12 protein-coding genes are annotated in these 16,956 nt (G+C 72.2%); 10 read left to right on the top strand and 2 right to left on the bottom strand.

Annotation, left to right across the window (positions count from 1 at the left end; genetic code table 11):
• The first annotated feature begins 72 nt into the window (after positions 1–72).
• The 3 genes from ACNNMR_RS17075 to ACNNMR_RS17065 all read left to right on the top strand — a co-directional run bounded on the left by ACNNMR_RS17075 (position 73) and on the right by ACNNMR_RS17065 (position 5,681).
• Positions 73–336 (top strand): WhiB family transcriptional regulator, encoded by a 264-nt coding sequence (locus ACNNMR_RS17075; protein WP_419995471.1) that lies wholly within the window; start codon positions 73–75, stop codon positions 334–336.
• Between the two features lie 120 nt (positions 337–456).
• The gene (locus ACNNMR_RS17070) at positions 457–4,170 is read left to right on the top strand and encodes a glycosyltransferase (RefSeq protein ID WP_419995470.1); all 3,714 of its coding nucleotides are present in this window, start codon (positions 457–459) and stop codon (positions 4,168–4,170) included.
• Complete coding sequence (locus ACNNMR_RS17065) at positions 4,167–5,681, top strand: DUF5719 family protein (RefSeq protein WP_419995469.1); 1,515 nt, start codon at positions 4,167–4,169, stop codon at positions 5,679–5,681. The genes ACNNMR_RS17070 and ACNNMR_RS17065 overlap by 4 nt, the downstream gene beginning before the upstream one ends.
• A gap of 20 nt (positions 5,682–5,701) precedes the next feature.
• Here ACNNMR_RS17065 and ACNNMR_RS17060 read toward each other — a convergent pair whose 3' ends face one another.
• The gene (locus ACNNMR_RS17060; RefSeq protein ID WP_419995468.1) at positions 5,702–6,178 is read right to left on the bottom strand and encodes a metallopeptidase family protein; all 477 of its coding nucleotides are present in this window, start codon (positions 6,176–6,178) and stop codon (positions 5,702–5,704) included.
• A gap of 276 nt (positions 6,179–6,454) precedes the next feature.
• Here ACNNMR_RS17060 and ACNNMR_RS17055 point away from each other — a divergent pair, with 276 nt between their 5' ends.
• The 6 genes from ACNNMR_RS17055 (at position 6,455) to ACNNMR_RS17030 (ending at position 12,631) form a co-directional block, all read left to right on the top strand.
• Positions 6,455–6,892, top strand: coding sequence for a DUF3499 domain-containing protein (locus ACNNMR_RS17055; RefSeq protein WP_419995467.1), 438 nt, complete (start codon positions 6,455–6,457; stop codon positions 6,890–6,892).
• Positions 6,893–6,972: 80 nt separating this feature from the next.
• Positions 6,973–8,337: a phosphomannomutase/phosphoglucomutase gene (locus tag ACNNMR_RS17050; protein WP_419995466.1), complete on the top strand. Its 1,365-nt coding sequence runs from the start codon at positions 6,973–6,975 to the stop codon at positions 8,335–8,337.
• A gap of 716 nt (positions 8,338–9,053) precedes the next feature.
• A complete protein-coding gene (locus ACNNMR_RS17045; protein WP_419995465.1) occupies positions 9,054–9,224 on the top strand; it encodes a Trm112 family protein in 171 nt (56 codons plus the stop codon).
• A gap of 13 nt (positions 9,225–9,237) precedes the next feature.
• Positions 9,238–10,380 (top strand): SIS domain-containing protein, encoded by a 1,143-nt coding sequence (locus tag ACNNMR_RS17040; protein WP_419995464.1) that lies wholly within the window; start codon positions 9,238–9,240, stop codon positions 10,378–10,380.
• A 52-nt stretch (positions 10,381–10,432) separates the two neighbouring features.
• Complete coding sequence (gene manA, locus ACNNMR_RS17035; RefSeq protein ID WP_419995463.1) at positions 10,433–11,617, top strand: mannose-6-phosphate isomerase, class I; 1,185 nt, start codon at positions 10,433–10,435, stop codon at positions 11,615–11,617.
• A gap of 96 nt (positions 11,618–11,713) precedes the next feature.
• A complete protein-coding gene (locus tag ACNNMR_RS17030; protein ID WP_419995462.1) occupies positions 11,714–12,631 on the top strand; it encodes a cation diffusion facilitator family transporter in 918 nt (305 codons plus the stop codon).
• Between the two features lie 65 nt (positions 12,632–12,696).
• Here the strand turns inward: ACNNMR_RS17030 and ACNNMR_RS17025 are convergent, their stop codons facing one another.
• Entirely contained in the window at positions 12,697–14,964 is a 2,268-nt protein-coding gene (locus tag ACNNMR_RS17025; RefSeq protein ID WP_419995461.1) for a fructose-specific PTS transporter subunit EIIC, read from the bottom strand.
• A gap of 510 nt (positions 14,965–15,474) precedes the next feature.
• Between ACNNMR_RS17025 and ahcY the strand changes: the two genes are divergently transcribed.
• Positions 15,475–16,935 carry an adenosylhomocysteinase gene (gene ahcY, locus ACNNMR_RS17020; RefSeq protein ID WP_419995460.1) on the top strand — a complete coding sequence of 487 codons (1,461 nt, stop codon included), beginning with the start codon at positions 15,475–15,477 and terminating at the stop codon, positions 16,933–16,935.
• Positions 16,936–16,956 lie beyond the last annotated feature (21 nt).

The following is a 16,956-nucleotide window of genomic DNA, read 5'->3' as shown; positions in this document are numbered from 1 at the left end:
CTCGTGTCGTCCGGGCAATTCGATAACGACGGCATCACGGGGAAGCACTTCAGGCAAGCGAGGGGCGCGCACATGACCGAGCTGTTCGAGCACGTGCTGGTCGATGAGGCGGACGAGGAGCTCGGCTGGCAGGAGCGCGCGCTGTGCGCCCAGACCGACCCCGAATCCTTCTTCCCGGAGAAGGGCGGCTCCACGCGGGAGGCGAAGAAGGTCTGCCTCGCCTGCGAGGTCCGCTCGGAGTGCCTCGAGTACGCCCTCGCCAACGACGAACGCTTCGGCATCTGGGGCGGCCTGTCCGAGCGCGAGCGACGGCGGTTGAAGAAGGCGGCTCTCTGACCACGTACACCACATAGCACTGCATAACGGCCGGTACGTCTCCCCAAGCCCTGCACAGGGCAGGCGTACCGGCCGTTAGTGTGGGTGGCCGTCCGCAGCACGTCCCCGTAAAGAGGACCGATGTCCACCCCAAACGCAGCGCCTTCAGCAGGCGGCGCATCAGCGGCGGCCCCCGAGCTGCCGCAGCATGTCGTCACCGCCGTGCTCGTCTCGCACGACGGCGAGCGCTGGCTGCCCGATGTGCTCGCCGGCATCGCCGCGCAGCAGCGCCCCGTGCAGAACGTCATCGCCGCCGACACCGGCTCCGCCGACGGCTCCGCCCGCATCCTGGGCGAGTCGCTCGGCGCCGAGCGGGTGCTGCACCTCGCCCGCCGCACCTCCTTCGGCGCGGCCGTCGACGAGGCCGCCCGCACGGCCGGGCCGCTCGGCCCTGACCAGCTGCCGTATCTCCGCCGGCCGAGCGGCTGGGACCCGGTCACCAGGACCTGGCACGACGAGGCGTACGAGATGCCCGAGCTGCCGCACGGCGAGCCCGTGCAGTGGCTGTGGCTGCTGCACGACGACTCGGCCCCGGAGCCCGGCGCGCTGCAGAGCCTGCTGCGGGTCGCCGCGGCCACCCCGAGCGCCGTTGTCATCGGCCCCAAGCTGCGCGGCTGGTACGACCGCCGGCAGCTGCTGGAGACCGGCGTCTCCATCGCCAACTCGGGCCGCCGCTGGACCGGCATCGACCGGCGCGAGCAGGACCAGGGCCAGCACGACGGCGTACGGGACGTGCTGTCCGTGTCCACCGCCGGGATGCTGATCCGCCGCGATGTCTACGAGCAGCTCGGCGGCTTCGACACCCGGCTGCCGCTGATGCGCGACGACGTCGACCTGTGCTGGCGCGCCCACCAGGCCGGGCACCGGGTGCTGATCGCCCCCGACGCCGTCATGCGGCACGCCGAGGCCGCCGCCCGCGAGCGGCGCTCCATCGACTGCATCGGCCGCGGCCGCGCCAAGGGCGCCAGCCCGCACCGCGTCGACAAGGCAGGGGCCGCCTATGCGCTGCTGGTCAACTCGGCGGCCGGCAAGCTCCCCTGGATCGCCTTCCGGCTGATCCTCGGCACCCTGCTCCGTACCATCGCCTACCTGGTCGGCAAGGTCCCCCGGCAGGCGCTCGACGAGGTCGCCGGGCTCGGTTCCGTACTGCTGCGGCCGCACCGGATCATCGCCGCGCGCCGCAGGCGCGGCCGCCCCGCCGTCCCGGCGAGCGAGCTGGGGCCGCTCTTCCCGCGGCGCGGGGCGACCCTGCGGGTCACCTTCGAGCAGGTGCTCAGCAACTTCAGCGGCAAGGCGGAGGAGGACCGCTCGGGCGGCGGGCGGCACGGCGCCGTCGAGACCGGCCCTGGGGACGACGAGGCGGACTTTCTCGAGGTCGAGCAGTTCGCCCGGATCAAGCGGGTCGCCCGCAAGCCGGGGCCCGTGCTCTTCGCCGTCCTGCTGCTCGCCTCGCTGATCGCCTGCCGGGCGCTGCTCGGCGGCGGCTCGCTGATGGGCGGCGCGCTGCTGCCCGCGCCCGATGGGGCGGGCGAGCTGTGGTCGCGGTACGTGGACGCCTGGCACCCGCTCGGCGTCGGCGGGACCGAGGCGGCGCCGCCGTATCTCGCGGTGCTCGCCGGGCTCTCGACCGTGCTCTTCGGCTCCACCGACTTCGCGCTCACGCTGCTGCTCGTCTGCTCGGTGCCGCTGGCCGGCTTCACCGCCTACTTCGCGTCCCGCTCGCTGGTGCCGTCCCGGCTGCTGCGCGCCTGGGGCAGCGTCGTGTACGCGGTCCTGCCCGCCGCCACCGGCGCACTCGCCGGCGGCCGGCTCGGCACCTGCGTGCTCGCCATCCTGCTGCCGCTGATCGCCCGCGTCGCGATCGCCGCGAGCGGCCTGCGGCGGGATGCCGCGCGGCCCGCGTGGCGGCCCGCCTGGGCGTACGCGCTGCTGCTGACGATCACCACCGCCTTCACGCCGGTCGTCTGGCCGGTCGCGCTCGTCCTCGCCGCCGCCGTGCTCGGCTTCCGGGCCGCGACCGGGCGCGGACAGCTCGGCGCGTACGGGCTGCGGCTGCTGGCCGCCCTCGCCACCCCGATGGTGGTCCTGGCGCCCTGGTCGCTGCAGCTGCTCTCCTCGCCCTCGCGCTTCTTCGGCGAGGCAGGCCTCGACCGGGCCGCGCCCGACGTCTCCGCGACCGACCTGCTGCTGGCCGCCCCCGGCGGGCCGAACGCCGGCGGCGGCATCCTCCTCGTCGGCGTGCTGCTCGCCGCCCTCGCGGCCCTGCTGCGCGGCGACCGCGAGCTCCCGGTCCGTACCGCCTGGGCCGCCGCCCTCGCCGGCTTCGCCTTCGCGGCGCTCGGCGCGGGCGAGGCCTGGGCGGGCCCGGCTTCGCTCGTCTACGGGCTGGCGCTGCTGGCCGCCGCTGTGCTCGGCGCCGACGGGGCCAGGCACCGCGTCGCCGAGCAGTCCTTCGGCTGGCGGCAGCCCGTCGCCGTCCTCATCGCCGCCGCCTGCGCGCTCGGCCCGCTGCTGCTTGCCGCCGGGTGGATGCTGCGCGGCGCCGACGGGCCGCTGGAGCGGCGCGACGCGGCGCAGGTGCCGGCGTTCGTCGCCGAGGAGGCGGGCACCGCGGACCAGCCGCGCACCCTCGTCCTCGACGGCACCCCCGGCAAGGTCGACTTCACCCTCGTCCGCGGCTCCGGCGCCCGCCTCGGCGACGCCGAACTCGCCGAGAGCGCGGGCGAGGACGACCGGCTGTCCGCCGTCGTCGCGAACCTCGTCGCCGGCTCCGGCGCCGACCAGACCGCCGCGCTGGGCGACTACGCGGTCCGGTATGTGCTCGTACGGCACGACGCGGTACGGGAGTTCGGCCGGGTGCTCGACACCACCACCGGGCTCACCAAGCTCAGCGACCAGAACGGCAGCGCCCTGTGGCGCATCGACCGCAAGGTCTCCCGCGTCACCATCACCGGCGGCAAGCCGGGCCCGGGCCAGGCGGCGGGCGCCGCGGTGGCCCCCGCCGCGGTATCGGCCGGGCCCGTGGACGTACACACCGACATCAAGGCCGGCACGGAAGGCCGGACGCTGCGCCTCGCCGACAGCTTCGACGCGGGCTGGCAGGCCACCCTCGACGGCAAGGCGCTCAAGCCGGTCAAGACCGACGGCTGGGCGCAGGGCTTCGAACTGCCCGCGGCCGGCGGCCGGCTCGACGTCACGTACGACACCCCGCTGAGCCACACCGGCTGGGTCTGGGCGCAGGCCGGCCTCGCGCTGGTCGTGCTGGTGCTCGCGCTGCCCGGCAGGCGGCGGGAGGTCGACGACGACCTGCCGGAGGCTCGATCGGATTCAGCCCCCGCCCCGGTCCCGGCGGAGCCGGTGGCCGGCGAGGGCCGCAGGGCGCGGCGGCTGCGCGCGGCGGCGGCGCAGGGCGCGGGCGCAGGTTCCGGCTCGGGTTCGGGCTCGGGCGAGCAGGTGCCCGACGTACCGGAGCAGGCTCCGCAGCCCGAGCCGCAGCCCGCGGCCGTACCGCCGCAGCCCGACTACGCCGCCTGGGACAGCGCGGGTTACGCCGACCCGTACGGCGCCCAGCAGGCCCAGGACTACGGGCAGACCGGCAGCTACGACTACGACCCGGGCTACTACGCGCAGCCCACCGAGGAGTACGGGCAGCAGCCCCAGCCGGACCAGGCCGCGTACGACTACGCCCAGCAGCCGGCCGAGCAGCACCCGCCAGGCCACGACCCGTCGTACGACTTCCAGGCCTTCGGCACTTCTGGGGACCGCCCCACCGACGGAAGCGACCAGCAGCGATGACCCGCAACACCCTTGCTCTGACCGCCGCCTGCGCCGCCCTCGCCGCCGTCACCGGCGTGGCCGCGCTGACCGTCCCCGACGGCGACGGCACGGACGCCGTCGCCAGGACGGCGAAGCGGCTCCCGGTCGAGCGCGCGACGCTGGTGTGCCCAGCGCCGGCCGGCTCCGACGTCGGCGAGAGCACGTACACCTCCTTCACCCCGAGCGGCACCCCCAGCGAAAAGAGCAAGAAGGGCAGCGCCGCGCTGCACTCCGCGACCCGCGACGACGCGGACGAGGGCGACAAGGGCGACAAGGAAGCGAAGCGCGGCAAGGCCATCGCCGGTCTCAAGCAGCCCGGCAAGCCGGTCATCGCGAAGACCAGCGCGGCGCAGCCCCCCGCGCTCATCGGCCAGGCCGGCGGCGGCTTCGCGCCCGGCTGGACCGTGCAGCAGACCACCGAGATCGACGCGGGCGACGGCCGCGGCCTCTCGGGGGCGCGGTGCATGGCGCCGGACACCGAGTTCTGGTTCCCCGGCGCCTCGACGGACAAGGACCGGCACGACTACGTCACGCTGGCCAACCCCGACGCCGAACCGGCCGTGGTCGACATCGAGCTGCACGGCAAGTCCGGCGACCTGCCCGGCCGTACGGGCGAGGGCATCACCATCCCCGGCCACTCGTCCACCGAGGTGCTGCTCTCCACCCTCACCGACGAGCCGCAGACCAACCTCGCGGTGAAGGTCACCGCCCGCTCGGGCCGCATCGGCGCCGCCGTGCGCGCGGCCGACACCAAGCTCGGCGGCGACTGGCTGCAGGCCTCGGCCGCCCCTTCCCCCTCGCTGGTGATCCCCGGCATCCCCGAGGACGCCACCTCCGCACGCCTGGTCGCCTACGCCCCCGGCGCCGACGACGCCGACGTCAAGCTCCGCCTCGCGGGCCCCGCCAGCAGCATCGCCCCGGCCGGCCACGAGACCCTGCACGTGAAGGCGGGCATGACCGCGGCGGTCGACCTGGGCGACATCACCAAGGGCGAGCCCGGCTCGCTGGTGCTGACGCCGACCGCGAGCGGCGGCACGCCGATTGTCGCGGCGCTACGGGTGACCCGGGGCAAAGGCCGCGAGCAGGAACTGGGCTTCATCCCGGCGACGGCCCCGATCGCCGAGCGCGGCACGGCGGCCGGCAGCCAGGCGAAGGGCAGCACGCTGGCGCTGACCGCGCCCGGCAAGAAGGCGGCGAAGGTGAAGGTCATCTCGTCGGCGGGCAGCGACGGCGGCGAACCGGCCGAGAAGACATATGAGATCAAACCGGGCACGACCAAGTCGGTGACGCCACCGGCGCCGCAGGGCCTGAAGGGCTCCTTCGCGGTGACGGTGGAGAAGGTCTCCGGCGGGACGGTGTACGCGTCGCGCACGCTCACGTCGAAGACGGCGGGCGCGAAGTCCTTCACGGTGCAGGGCGTCCCGGACGACGGCTCGACGGTGGCGGTGCCGGAGGCGGAGCCGGACTTGTCGGTGCTGGGACGGGACTAAAGGAGGAGGGCCTGCGACCCTCAGTCCTGCCCGTACTGCGGATCAACCGACTCCGGCGTGAGCCCCAGCAGTTCGGCGACCTGCTCGACCACGATCTCGTGGACGAGCAGCGCGCGCTCATCACGATTCTTGGCGCGGATCTCCACCGGCCGCCGGTAGACGACGATGCGATCGGGATGCTTGCCCGGTACGGCCTTGATCACCTGCCCCAGCGGCACGGACGCCTCGTCGCCGTCCCACGCGCCGCCCTCCGCCTGCCCGTTGTCCTTCAGCGGTACGTCCAGCACCCCGAACTCCACCTCGGACAGCTGCGACAGCCGCCGCTGCAGCCGCTGCGCGGAGTCGAGCACGAGATCGACGAACGCGTCGGAGCGCGTCACTGCCAGCGGCACCTGCGGCGGTGCCACGGGTCCGCGCATGCCGCGTCCATGGCGGTCGCGCCGGCGCGGCCTGGATTCATCGGTACGGGATGCCGCCCGGTCCTGTGCGTGCTCCATCAATCATGAGCGTAGCCCGCCGGAGCCCTTCGTATGCGGTGCTGCGCGCAGGTTCTCCCCTGGTGGCGCATGTCGGGGAGTGAACATTTCCAGCCTCCTTTTGCCCCTGATCCGGTCGACAAGCGACCGTAGATTTCACACGTATTGACGGCATTTGATCCGCATGCTGACCATCGGCGCCCGCCTCCTGACCGCCCGGCGCAAGATCAGTGCAGGTCAGCGGGGGCAGCACGAGGGGTCCGCGGCGGCAACTCGGGAACGACACGGCAGGGTGACGTGAGGGAGAGTCGTCGCGGCCCGCTCAGGAGTGCGGTACCGTCCAACGCTGTGAGCCCTGTACGTCGCTGTTCGCGCACCGCCTGCGGCCGTCCTGCCGTTGCGACGCTGACGTACGTCTATGCCGATTCCACGGCGGTGCTCGGCCCGCTCGCCACGTATGCCGAGCCGCATTGCTACGACTTGTGCACCGAGCACTCCGAGCGCCTGACGGCCCCGCGCGGCTGGGAAGTCGTCCGCCTCGCCATCGCGCCCGGCCCGGCCCGGCACAGCAGCGACGACCTCGAAGCCCTCGCCAACGCCGTCCGCGAAGCCGCCCGCCCGCACCGCGGCGACGGCTCGGCGGAGCGCGCGATCACCCCCTCGGAGCGGCGGGCCGACCCGATGGAGGTGGCCCGGCGGGGTCACCTGCGGGTGCTCAGGTCCCCCGAGGGCTAGAGCCGGGGCGCCGGGCGCAGCCGGGTCGCTCGCGAGGGTTAGTGTTCGTACGGACATTGACTTACGGGAGGGCTGCCGCCGTGACTGATCTGTCGGGCCTGGTGAAGGCGTACGACGTGCGCGGGGTCGTCCCCGACGACTGGGACGAGCCCCTCGCCGAGCTCTTCGGCGCCGCCTTCGTCCAGGTGACCGGCGCGGACGCGATCGTCGTCGGCCACGACATGCGCCCTTCGTCCCCCGGCCTGTCACGGGCGTTCGCGCGCGGCGCGGCCGACCGCGGGGCGGCGGTGACCGAGATCGGGCTGTGCTCGACGGACCAGCTGTACTTCGCCAGCGGCAGCCTGGACCTGCCCGGCGCGATGTTCACGGCATCGCACAACCCCGCCCAGTACAACGGCATCAAGATGTGCCGCGCCGGCGCCGCGCCCGTAGGCCAGGACACCGGCCTCGGCGAGATCCGCGCGCTGGTCGAGCAGTGGTCGGACACCGGCGCCCCACCGCCTTCGGGCGCCGCCCCGGGCCTGATCACCCAGCGCGACACCCTGACCGACTACGCGGCCCACCTCCGCGGCCTGGTCGACCTGACGTCGAGCCGCCCGCTGAAGGTGGTCGTGGACGCGGGCAACGGGATGGCGGGCCACACGGTGCCGACGGTCTTCGCCGGCCTGCCGATCACCATCGTGCCGATGTACTTCGAACTGGACGGCAGCTTCCCCAACCACGAGGCGAACCCGCTCGACCCGAAGAACCTGGTCGACCTCCAGGCACGGGTCCGCGCGGAGGGCGCGGACGCCGGGCTGGCCTTCGACGGCGACGCGGACCGCTGCTTCGTGATCGACGAACGCGGCGAGCCGGTGTCCCCATCAGCGATCACCGCCCTGGTCGCGGCCCGCGAGCTGGCGAAGAACGGCGGCCAGGGCGTCGTCATCCACAACCTGATCACGTCCTGGTCGGTGCCGGAGGTCGTCAAGGAACACGGCGGCACCCCGGTCCGCACCCGCGTCGGCCACTCCTTCATCAAGCAGGAAATGGCCAAGTCCGGCGCGATCTTCGGCGGCGAACACTCCGCGCACTACTACTTCCGCGACTTCTGGAACGCCGACACGGGGATGCTCGCCGCCCTCCACGTACTCGCCGCACTGGGCGAGCAGCCCGGCCCGCTCTCGGGCCTGGTCTCGTCGTACGACCGCTACGCGGCGTCGGGCGAGATCAACTCGACGGTCGCGGACCAGGCGGGCCGCCTGGCGGCAGTACGCGCGGCTTACGCCGACCAGTCCGGGGTGACCATCGACGAGCTGGACGGCCTGACGCTGACGTCTGCTGACTGGTGGTTCAACCTGCGCCCGTCAAACACGGAGCCCCTGCTCCGCCTGAACGTCGAGGCACGCGACCGCTCCACGATGGAGCGCGTACGAGACGAGGCCCTGACCTTGGTACGCGGCTAGCTGCCCGGGGGCTCTACCCACCCACCCGCCCGTTGCTGTGTGCGTTAGGGGGTGAGCCGGCGCCTGGTGCCATGCGAGCTGCGAGTGGGCTGCGCGCGGCAGCCGGCAGCGCGGCGAGCATGCGGTTGCGCTGCGCGCGGCTGATTCCCACCCGCCCGCCCGTTGCTGTGGGCGGGTGGGGGGCGCCTGGTGCCGTGCGAGGTGCGAGTGCGCTGCGAAGCGGCGCCCGGCAGCGTTACGAGGGTGCGAGGCGCGGGGTGTGGTTGCGCGCGGCGCGGGGCAGCCGGACCGGCGCCCGGCAGTGCTACGAGAGCGCGGGGTCGAAGTGCCGCACGCGGCCACCGGGCCGCCACCCGGCAGCGTTACGAGGGTGTGGGGTGGGGGTGCGCCCGCAGCGCGGGGATGAGCAGCACGTGCCGGCCGAAGGTGTCGGTGCCGCGTGAGGACGTACCCCCACCCCGCACCCGGCCCCCGGCGGCGGCCGGCCCGCTCAAGCCCGCCCGGCGCTTGAGGGCGAGCGCCGCCAGGCGCGATCGCCCAGGGCGCGGCAGCAACATCGCGGCAGCAACATCGCAGCAGCAACATCGCGGCCGGTATCGCCCCCTCCCACGACCGACAGCAACGGGCGGGCGGGCGGGAACAACCCCGCAGAGGTAACCTGACGCAAGCCGACCCACCCGCAGAAACAACGACGAAGCGTAAGGGGCACCCGCATCGTGTCGATCGAATCGAGCCTCCTCGAGATCCTCGCTTGCCCGGCCTGCCACGCCCCCCTCAAGGAGCAGGACGAAGAACTCCGCTGCACCGCAGCGGATTGCGGACTCGCCTACCCGATCCGCGACGGCATCCCCGTACTCCTCGTAGACGAAGCCCGCCGCCAGGCGTAAGGCGAACCCCGCCATGCTGGACGAGACCCGCCTCGACGCCCCCCAGGCCCTCGCCGCCGCGGACCCCCGCCAGCTCCTCCGCGGCACCGCGGAAGCCGGCGCCCGCGTCCGCACCGCGGCTCGCGCCGCCCAGGAAGCCGGCCTCGGCGAGCTCAAGCCCGACGGCCGCCCCCGCGCCCTCTTCATCGCGGGCCTCGGCCCGGCGACGTACTGCATCGCCGACCTCCTCGGCTCCCTCACCGGCGGCGCCTGCCCGGTCACCGCCGTCGAGCCCACCGGCTCCGACTACAACCCGGGCGATCTGCGCTGGGCGCTCCCCGGCTGGGCCGGCCCGCTCGACCTGCTGCTCGTCGTCACCGGGTACGGGCGCGAGCCAGGGCTCGAGGCGCTGGTCGAGCAGGCGTACCGGCGCGGCTGCTCCGTAGCGGCCGTCGCCCCCCGCTCCACCACCATCAGCCAGACCGTCGCCGACCTCCGCGGCCTGCCCATCCCGCTGATCCCGGTCGGCAGCGACCTGGGCAGCCAGGAGGGCGACTACGAGCCCCCGGGCTCCCTCTGGGCGCTGCTCACCCCGCTCCTCCAGCTCACCGACCGCCTCGGTCTCATCGAGGCACCCCCCGCCGCCCTCGACAAGGTCGCCGACCGCCTCGACGCCGTCGCCGAGCGCTGCGGCCCCGCCATCGAGACGTACACGAACCCGGCCAAAACCCTCGCCGTCGAACTCGCCGAATCGCTGCCCCTGCTCTGGGCCGACGGCCCGGTCGCCGCGGCCGCCGGCCGGCACTTCGCCACCGCCCTCGGCGCCATCGCGGGCCGCCCCGCCCTCGCCGCCCCGCTGCCGCACGCGCTGCAGACGCATGCGGCGCTGCTGGCGGGCGAGTTCGGGGCACCGGCGGGCGACGACCCCGACGACTTCTTCCGCGACCGGGTGGAAGAGCCAGAGTCACTCCGCGCCCGGGTGGTCCTCCTCCAGCAGGGCGAGCTCGAAGGTCAGTCCCCGAGCAGAGCCGCCCGCCGCCTGATCAACCACCGCGGCACCCCCGTAAGCGCCCTGGAACCCGCCGAGGGCACCCCCCTCGAAGCCGCCGCGGAGCTGATCGCCACCGGGGATTTCACCGCCGTGTACCTGGCCCTGGCATCGTCGCAGCAGCACTGAGAACCCCGCCCACCAGCGCCCAAGCACGCCGCACCCCGACCGGAAAGCTCCCATGGACCGCCTCACCAACACCGTCCGCCCCTACGCCTGGGGCTCCACCACCGCCATCCCCGAGCTGCTCGGCACCGAGCCCACCGGCGAGCCGCAGGCCGAGATGTGGATGGGCGCCCACCCCGGCGCCCCCTCGCGCGTCGACCGCGGCGGCGGCGCGGTATCCCTCGCGGACGTCATCAAGGCCGACCCGGAGGACGAGCTCGGCGCGGCATCCGTCGAGCGCTTCGGCCCGCAGCTGCCCTTCCTCCTCAAGGCCCTCGCCGCCGCGGCCCCCCTCTCCCTCCAGGTCCACCCCACCATCGACCAGGCCCGCCTCGGCTACCAGCGCGAGGAAGAGGCCGGCGTCCCGATCGACGCCCCGGACCGCAACTACAAGGACGCCAACCACAAGCCCGAGCTCATCTGCGCCCTCACCCTCTTCGAGGGCCTCTGCGGCTTCCGCAGCGCCACCGAGGCCGCCGACCTGATCGACGGCCTCGGCGTCGACTCCCTCACTCCGTACGTCGACCTCCTCCGCGCCAAGCCGGAGGAGGACGCGCTGCGCGAGGTGCTCACCGGGGTGCTGCGCGCCGACAAGGACGAGATGGCCGCCACCGTGGAGGCCGCCGCGGCCGCCGCCGAGCGGCTCGGCACCGGCGAAGGCCCGTACGCCACCGCCTTCGCCACCTACGCCTCCATCGCCCGCAACTACCCCGGCGACCCGGGCGTGATCGCCGCGATGCTGCTCAACACCGTCCAGCTGCAGCCCGGCGAGGCCCTCTACCTCGGCGCCGGAGTCCCGCACGCCTACCTCGACGGCCTCGGCGTCGAAATCATGGCCAACTCCGACAATGTCCTCCGCTGCGGCCTCACCCCGAAGCACGTCGACGTACCCGAACTGCTGAACATCGTCCGCTTCGAAGCCACCGCCCCCGGCATCCTGCACGCGGGCACGGACGGCGCCTTCGACACCCCGGTCGACGACTTCCGCCTCTTCCGCTACGACCTCGACGACGGGCCGCGGTCCCTGGAGGCCCGTACCCCGCAGATCCTCTTCTGCACCGACGGCAGCGCCGAGCTCACTACCCCCGCCGGCGGCCGGCTCTCGCTGCACCGCGGCGAGTCGGCGTACGTGCCGGCGGCGGACGAAGCGGTACATGCGACCGGTTCCGGCACCCTTTTCCGGGCCACCGTGCGGGTCTGAAGCGGGTATGACGCGGGTCTGACGCAGCGAGGTGCCGCGCACCTGACACAATGTGCCCGCCCGTAGCGGAGACCACGAAGGGACTGGCGGGGACGTATGGCTGCAGGAGGCGGAACCAAGGCGATCGTGGCGGCACTCGTCGCCAACCTCTCGATCGCCGCGGCGAAGTTCGTGGCATGGGCCTTCAGCGGGTCGTCATCGATGCTCGCGGAGGGCGTGCACTCGCTCGCGGACTCCGGCAACCAAGGCCTGCTGCTGCTCGGCGGCAAGAAGGCCAAGCGCGCGGCGACGAAGGAGCATCCCTTCGGGTACGGCCGGGAGCGCTACGTCTACGCGTTCCTGGTCTCGATCGTGCTCTTCACGCTCGGCGGGCTCTTCGCGCTCTACGAGGGCTATCACAAGATCCATGACCCGCACCCGATCAAGCACTGGTACTGGCCGGTCGGCGTGCTGGTCTTCGCGATCATCGCGGAGTCGTTCTCGTTCCGTACGGCCATACAGGAGACCAACCACGTCCGCGGCGACCAGGGCTGGTGGGAGTTCATCCGGCGGGCCAAGGCGCCCGAGCTGCCGGTGATCCTGCTGGAGGACCTGGGCGCGCTGGTCGGCCTGGTGCTGGCCCTCTTCGGCGTCACCATCGCGATCTTCACCGACGACGGCGTCTGGGACGGCATCGGCACCCTGTGCATCGGCGTACTGCTGCTGGTCATCGCGGTCGTCCTGATAGTGGAGACGAAGAGCCTGCTGCTCGGCGAGGGCGCGGCCGACGTGGACGTCGAGGCGATCCGCAAGGCGCTCACGGACGGCGAGACCGTCAGCAGCGTCATCCACATGAAGACGATGTACCTCGGCCCGGAGGAACTGCTGGTCGCGGCGAAGATCGCGGTACGGCACGAGGACAGCGCGGAAAAGGTCGCCGAGGCGATCAACGCCGCGGAGTCCCGGGTGCGCGAGGCGGTCCCGACCGCCCGGCAGATCTATCTCGAGCCGGACATATTGCGACCGCAGTCGTAAGCGACATGACGTGGGGCCCGCCGCTGCTAGCGGCGGGCCCCACGTCATGTCCGGAACGGACAGGCTTACTGGATCTCGCCGAGGATCTTCAGAATGTCCGCATCCGAGCCCGCACCCTGCAGTCGCGCCCGGAAGTCGGTGTCCATCAGCTTCCGCGACAGCTGCGCCAGGATGCGCAGGTGCTCGTCGCCCGCGGCCGCCTCGGGCACCGCGATCATGAAGATCAGCTTGGCCAGGGTGCCGTCCATGGAACCCCAGTCGATGCCCTGCTCGGACCGGGAGAACGCGACGACCGGCGCGGTCACCGCATTCGTCTTGGCGTGCGGGATCGCGATCTCCTCGCCGAGCCCGGTGGTGCCCTGCGCCTCGCGGGCGAGGGCGGCCTGGACGAGCGCGTCCTTGTCGGCGACCTTGCCGGTGTCGGCCATCAGGTTCACCAGCTCGCGGATGGCGTCGTCGCGGTTGACGGCGGTGAGCTGCTGCAGGACGGTCTGCTCGGTGAGGTAGCCGGAGAGCACCTCGCCCTGCGCCGACTGGGCCGCTTGGGCCGCCTGAGCCGCGTAGCTCGGAGCCGCGTCCTGGACCTTGTCCTGTGGCACCGGCCGGGTGGTCGAGCTCGTCACCGGAGCCCGGTGGCTCTTCTCGTACGCGGCATGCGCCGTCGACTCGCCGTCCACGGCGGTGGTGTGCGCGGCGGCACCGGCACCGGTCGTGGTGGTGGCGCCCATGCCGTCCAGCGCGGTCGAGGCCATGCCGCCGCCGAGGGCCGCGGCACCGGCACCGGCGCTCGCGGCACCGACGCCCGCCCCCGCTCCCGCAAAGGCCGGCTCCATGCCACCACCGGGCAGACCCTGCTTACGGGCCTGCACACCCAGCAGCGCGACGGTGACCATCGCGGTCACGACCGTCCCGACGATGACCGCCAGGAAGAACATAGGCACGCCACCGACCGCACCCAGCACGGCCACGATCGGACCGCCGTGCGGAACCGCGTCCGTCACCGTGGCCAGACCGGCGATAAGACCCGCCACCGCGCCACCGGCCATATTCGCCGGGATGACGCGGGCTGGATTGGCCGCGGCGAAGGGAATCGCACCTTCTGTGATGCCGAAGAAGCCCATGAACAAAGCCGCCAGTCCCGTCTCCTTCTCCTGCTCGGAGTACAGCCGCCGACGGATCAGCGTGGCCAGACCCTGCCCCAGCGGCGGCACCGGAATGGCCGCCGCACACATGCCCATGACCTCGGGCGACTTCGATACGAGCCCGGCGCCGAAGAGGAACGCGGTCTTGTTGACCGGACCGCCCATGTCGAACGTGATCATCAGGCCGAGGATGATGCCCAGCAGCGCCGCGCTGGCGCCGGTCATGCCGCCCAGCCAGTCGGTGAGCTGCTCGAAGATCCAGGCGATCGGCCGGCCGATCACGTAGATGAAGAAGAGGCCGAGCGCCGTCGTCGCCAGCACCGGGATCACGATGATCGGCATGATCGGCTGGACGAACTTCGGGACCTGCACCTTCTTGATGGCTTGGACCAGATAGCCCGCCAGGAAGCCGGTCGCGATGGCGCCGATGAAGCCGGCGCCCGCCTCGGAGTCGTAGAGGGATCCGGTGTTCGCGATCCAGCCGCCGATCATGCCCGGCACCAGGCCCGGCCGGTCGGCGATGGCGTACGCGATATAGCCGGAGAGGATGGGGACCATCAGGGTGAAGCCGATGGTGCCGATCTGGTTCACGTACCACCAGAAGGTGTCCTCGGGGATGACGAGGCCGCCCTTGGGGTCCTTGTGGCCGCCGATGGACAGCGAGATCGCGATCAGCAGACCGCCGACCACGACGAACGGGATCATGTACGAGACGCCGTTCATCAGCGCCTTGTAGACCGGGCTGCGCTGCTTGCCGCCGCCTCCGCCGCCCGTCGTCTTGTCCAGGGCCGCGCCGCCGCCGGCGCCACCGCCCGCGCCGCCGCCGTACACGGGGGAGCTCTGCACCCGCTCGATCAGGCCCTGGGGGTTGTTGATGCCCTCGCTGACGCCGACGGTCAGCACCCGCTTGCCGACGAAGCGGCTCGGGTCGACGTCCTTGTCGGCGGCGATGATGATCGCGTCTGCGTTCGCGACATCGTTGTCAGTCAGTACGTTCTCGGCGCCGATCGACCCTTGAGTCTCCACCTTCATGTGGTGGCCCATGGCCGTGGCGGCCTGTTCGAGCTTCTCGGCAGCCATGTAGGTGTGGGCGATGCCGGTGGGACAGGCGGTGACCGCGAGCAGGTTCAGTCCCTGCTTGCTCTGCTCGCTCGTCCCCGCCGTGCCGGGGGGATCTGCGGGACTTGTCACGTGGATCGACTCCTTGGGTTCGGGGTCCCCCAGGCCAGTGGCTGTGTCCGGCGGCCCGGGGACGGCTTCGTGCGCGCGCACATGCTCGCAGAACGATCTAGTAGCCCCGCAGTCGGCTCCGCACTTCCACCAAAGGTCACGCCCCCCATTCTCAGCCGGGGTGCGGAGCCTCGCATCCGCGGGAGGCGGCCGCGGCAGTGGCGACAGGCGGCCGCGGCAGTGGCGGGAAATCCCGGGCCACCCGCCCAAGCGGGACCGCCCCTGCGGTAGCTTGGTGGGCAGTGCCAGACGTCGCTGCTGATGGCGGTCGGGCGGATGCCGCGGGCGCGGAGCCGGCCGAGGGAGAGAGGGCCTCCGACGGACTGGGCTGCAGTGAGTGCGCTTGAAGAACAATCGAGCCAGGCTGCGCGGACGCCGCGCGGCTCGCGCCGTATCGCCACACGTATCGCCGCAGCTCAGGAACCCGCCCGAGACAGCAGACACACGACGAATACGCGCTTAGGAGACCGAATGAGCTCCCAGGTCCTCAGCCCCTCCGACTTCAAGGTCGCCGACCTGTCGCTGGCCGCCTTCGGCCGCAAGGAGATCACCCTCGCCGAGCACGAGATGCCCGGCCTGATGGCGATCCGTAAGGAGTACGCCGCTTCGCAGCCGCTGGCCGGCGCCCGGATCATGGGCTCGCTGCACATGACGGTGCAGACCGCGGTCCTCATCGAGACCCTGGTCGCCCTGGGCGCCGAGGTCCGCTGGGTGTCCTGCAACATCTTCTCCACCCAGGACCACGCCGCGGCCGCGGTCGCCGTCGGCCCGAACGGCACCCCGGACAGCCCCCAGGGCATCCCGGTCTTCGCCTGGAAGGGCGAGACGCTGGAGGAGTACTGGTGGTGCACCGAGCAGGCGCTGACCTGGCCGGGCACCGAGACCGGCGGCCCGAACATGATCCTGGACGACGGCGGCGACGCCACCCTCCTCGTCCACAAGGGCGTCGAGTACGAGAAGGCCGGCAAGGTCCCCTCGGTCGAGACCGCCGAGAACGACGAGCACCGCGTCATCCTGCAGCTCCTCAACCGCACCATCACCGAGGGCTCGCAGAAGTGGACCAAGCTCGCCTCGGAGATCCGCGGCGTGACGGAGGAGACCACCACCGGCGTCCACCGCCTGTACGAGATGCACCGTGACGGCACCCTGCTGTTCCCGGCGATCAACGTCAACGACGCGGTGACCAAGTCGAAGTTCGACAACAAGTACGGCTGCCGCCACTCCCTGATCGACGGCATCAACCGCGCCACGGACGTGCTGATCGGCGGCAAGACGGCTGTCGTCTGCGGCTACGGCGACGTGGGCAAGGGCTGCGCGGAGTCGCTGCGGGGCCAGGGCGCCCGCGTGATCATCACCGAGATCGACCCGATCTGCGCCCTGCAGGCGGCGATGGACGGCTACCAGGTCACGACCCTGGACGAGGTCATCGACAAGGGCGACATCTTCGTCACCACGACCGGCAACAAGGACATCATCATGGCCGCCGACATGGCCAAGATGAAGCACCAGGCGATCGTCGGGAACATCGGCCACTTCGACAACGAGATCGACATGGCCGGCCTCGCCCAGATCCCCGGCATCGTCAAGGACGAGGTCAAGCCCCAGGTCCACACCTGGACCTTCCCGGACGGCAAGGTCCTGATCGTCCTCTCCGAGGGCCGCCTCCTCAACCTGGGCAACGCGACCGGCCACCCGTCCTTCGTGATGTCCAACAGCTTCGCGGACCAGACGCTGGCGCAGATCGAGCTCTTCACGAAGCCCGAGGAGTACCCGACTGACGTGTACGTGCTGCCGAAGCACCTGGACGAGAAGGTGGCCCGGCTCCACCTGGACTCCCTGGGCGTGAAGCTCACGGAGCTGCGGCAGGAGCAGGCCGACTACATTGGCGTGAAGGTCGAGGGGCCGTACAAGCCGGACCACTACCGGTACTGATCACAGCGCAGAGTGTTGAGC

Source organism: Streptomyces boninensis (assembly GCF_048572725.1).
In the GTDB taxonomy this organism is placed as follows: Bacteria; Actinomycetota; Actinomycetes; order Streptomycetales; family Streptomycetaceae; genus Streptomyces; species Streptomyces boninensis.
This window is presented reverse-complemented; position numbering and strand designations above follow the sequence as displayed.

Coding starts and splice junctions, on each gene's coding strand:
- ACNNMR_RS17075 (WP_419995471.1), top strand. CDS start 73: ATGACCGAGCTGTTCGAGCACGTGCTGGTCGATGAGGCGGACGAGGAG.
- ACNNMR_RS17070 (WP_419995470.1), top strand. CDS start 457: ATGTCCACCCCAAACGCAGCGCCTTCAGCAGGCGGCGCATCAGCGGCG.
- ACNNMR_RS17065 (WP_419995469.1), top strand. CDS start 4,167: ATGACCCGCAACACCCTTGCTCTGACCGCCGCCTGCGCCGCCCTCGCC.
- ACNNMR_RS17060 (WP_419995468.1), bottom strand. CDS start 6,178: ATGGAGCACGCACAGGACCGGGCGGCATCCCGTACCGATGAATCCAGG.
- ACNNMR_RS17040 (WP_419995464.1), top strand. CDS start 9,238: ATGCTGGACGAGACCCGCCTCGACGCCCCCCAGGCCCTCGCCGCCGCG.
- manA (WP_419995463.1), top strand. CDS start 10,433: ATGGACCGCCTCACCAACACCGTCCGCCCCTACGCCTGGGGCTCCACC.
- ACNNMR_RS17030 (WP_419995462.1), top strand. CDS start 11,714: ATGGCTGCAGGAGGCGGAACCAAGGCGATCGTGGCGGCACTCGTCGCC.
- ahcY (WP_419995460.1), top strand. CDS start 15,475: ATGAGCTCCCAGGTCCTCAGCCCCTCCGACTTCAAGGTCGCCGACCTG.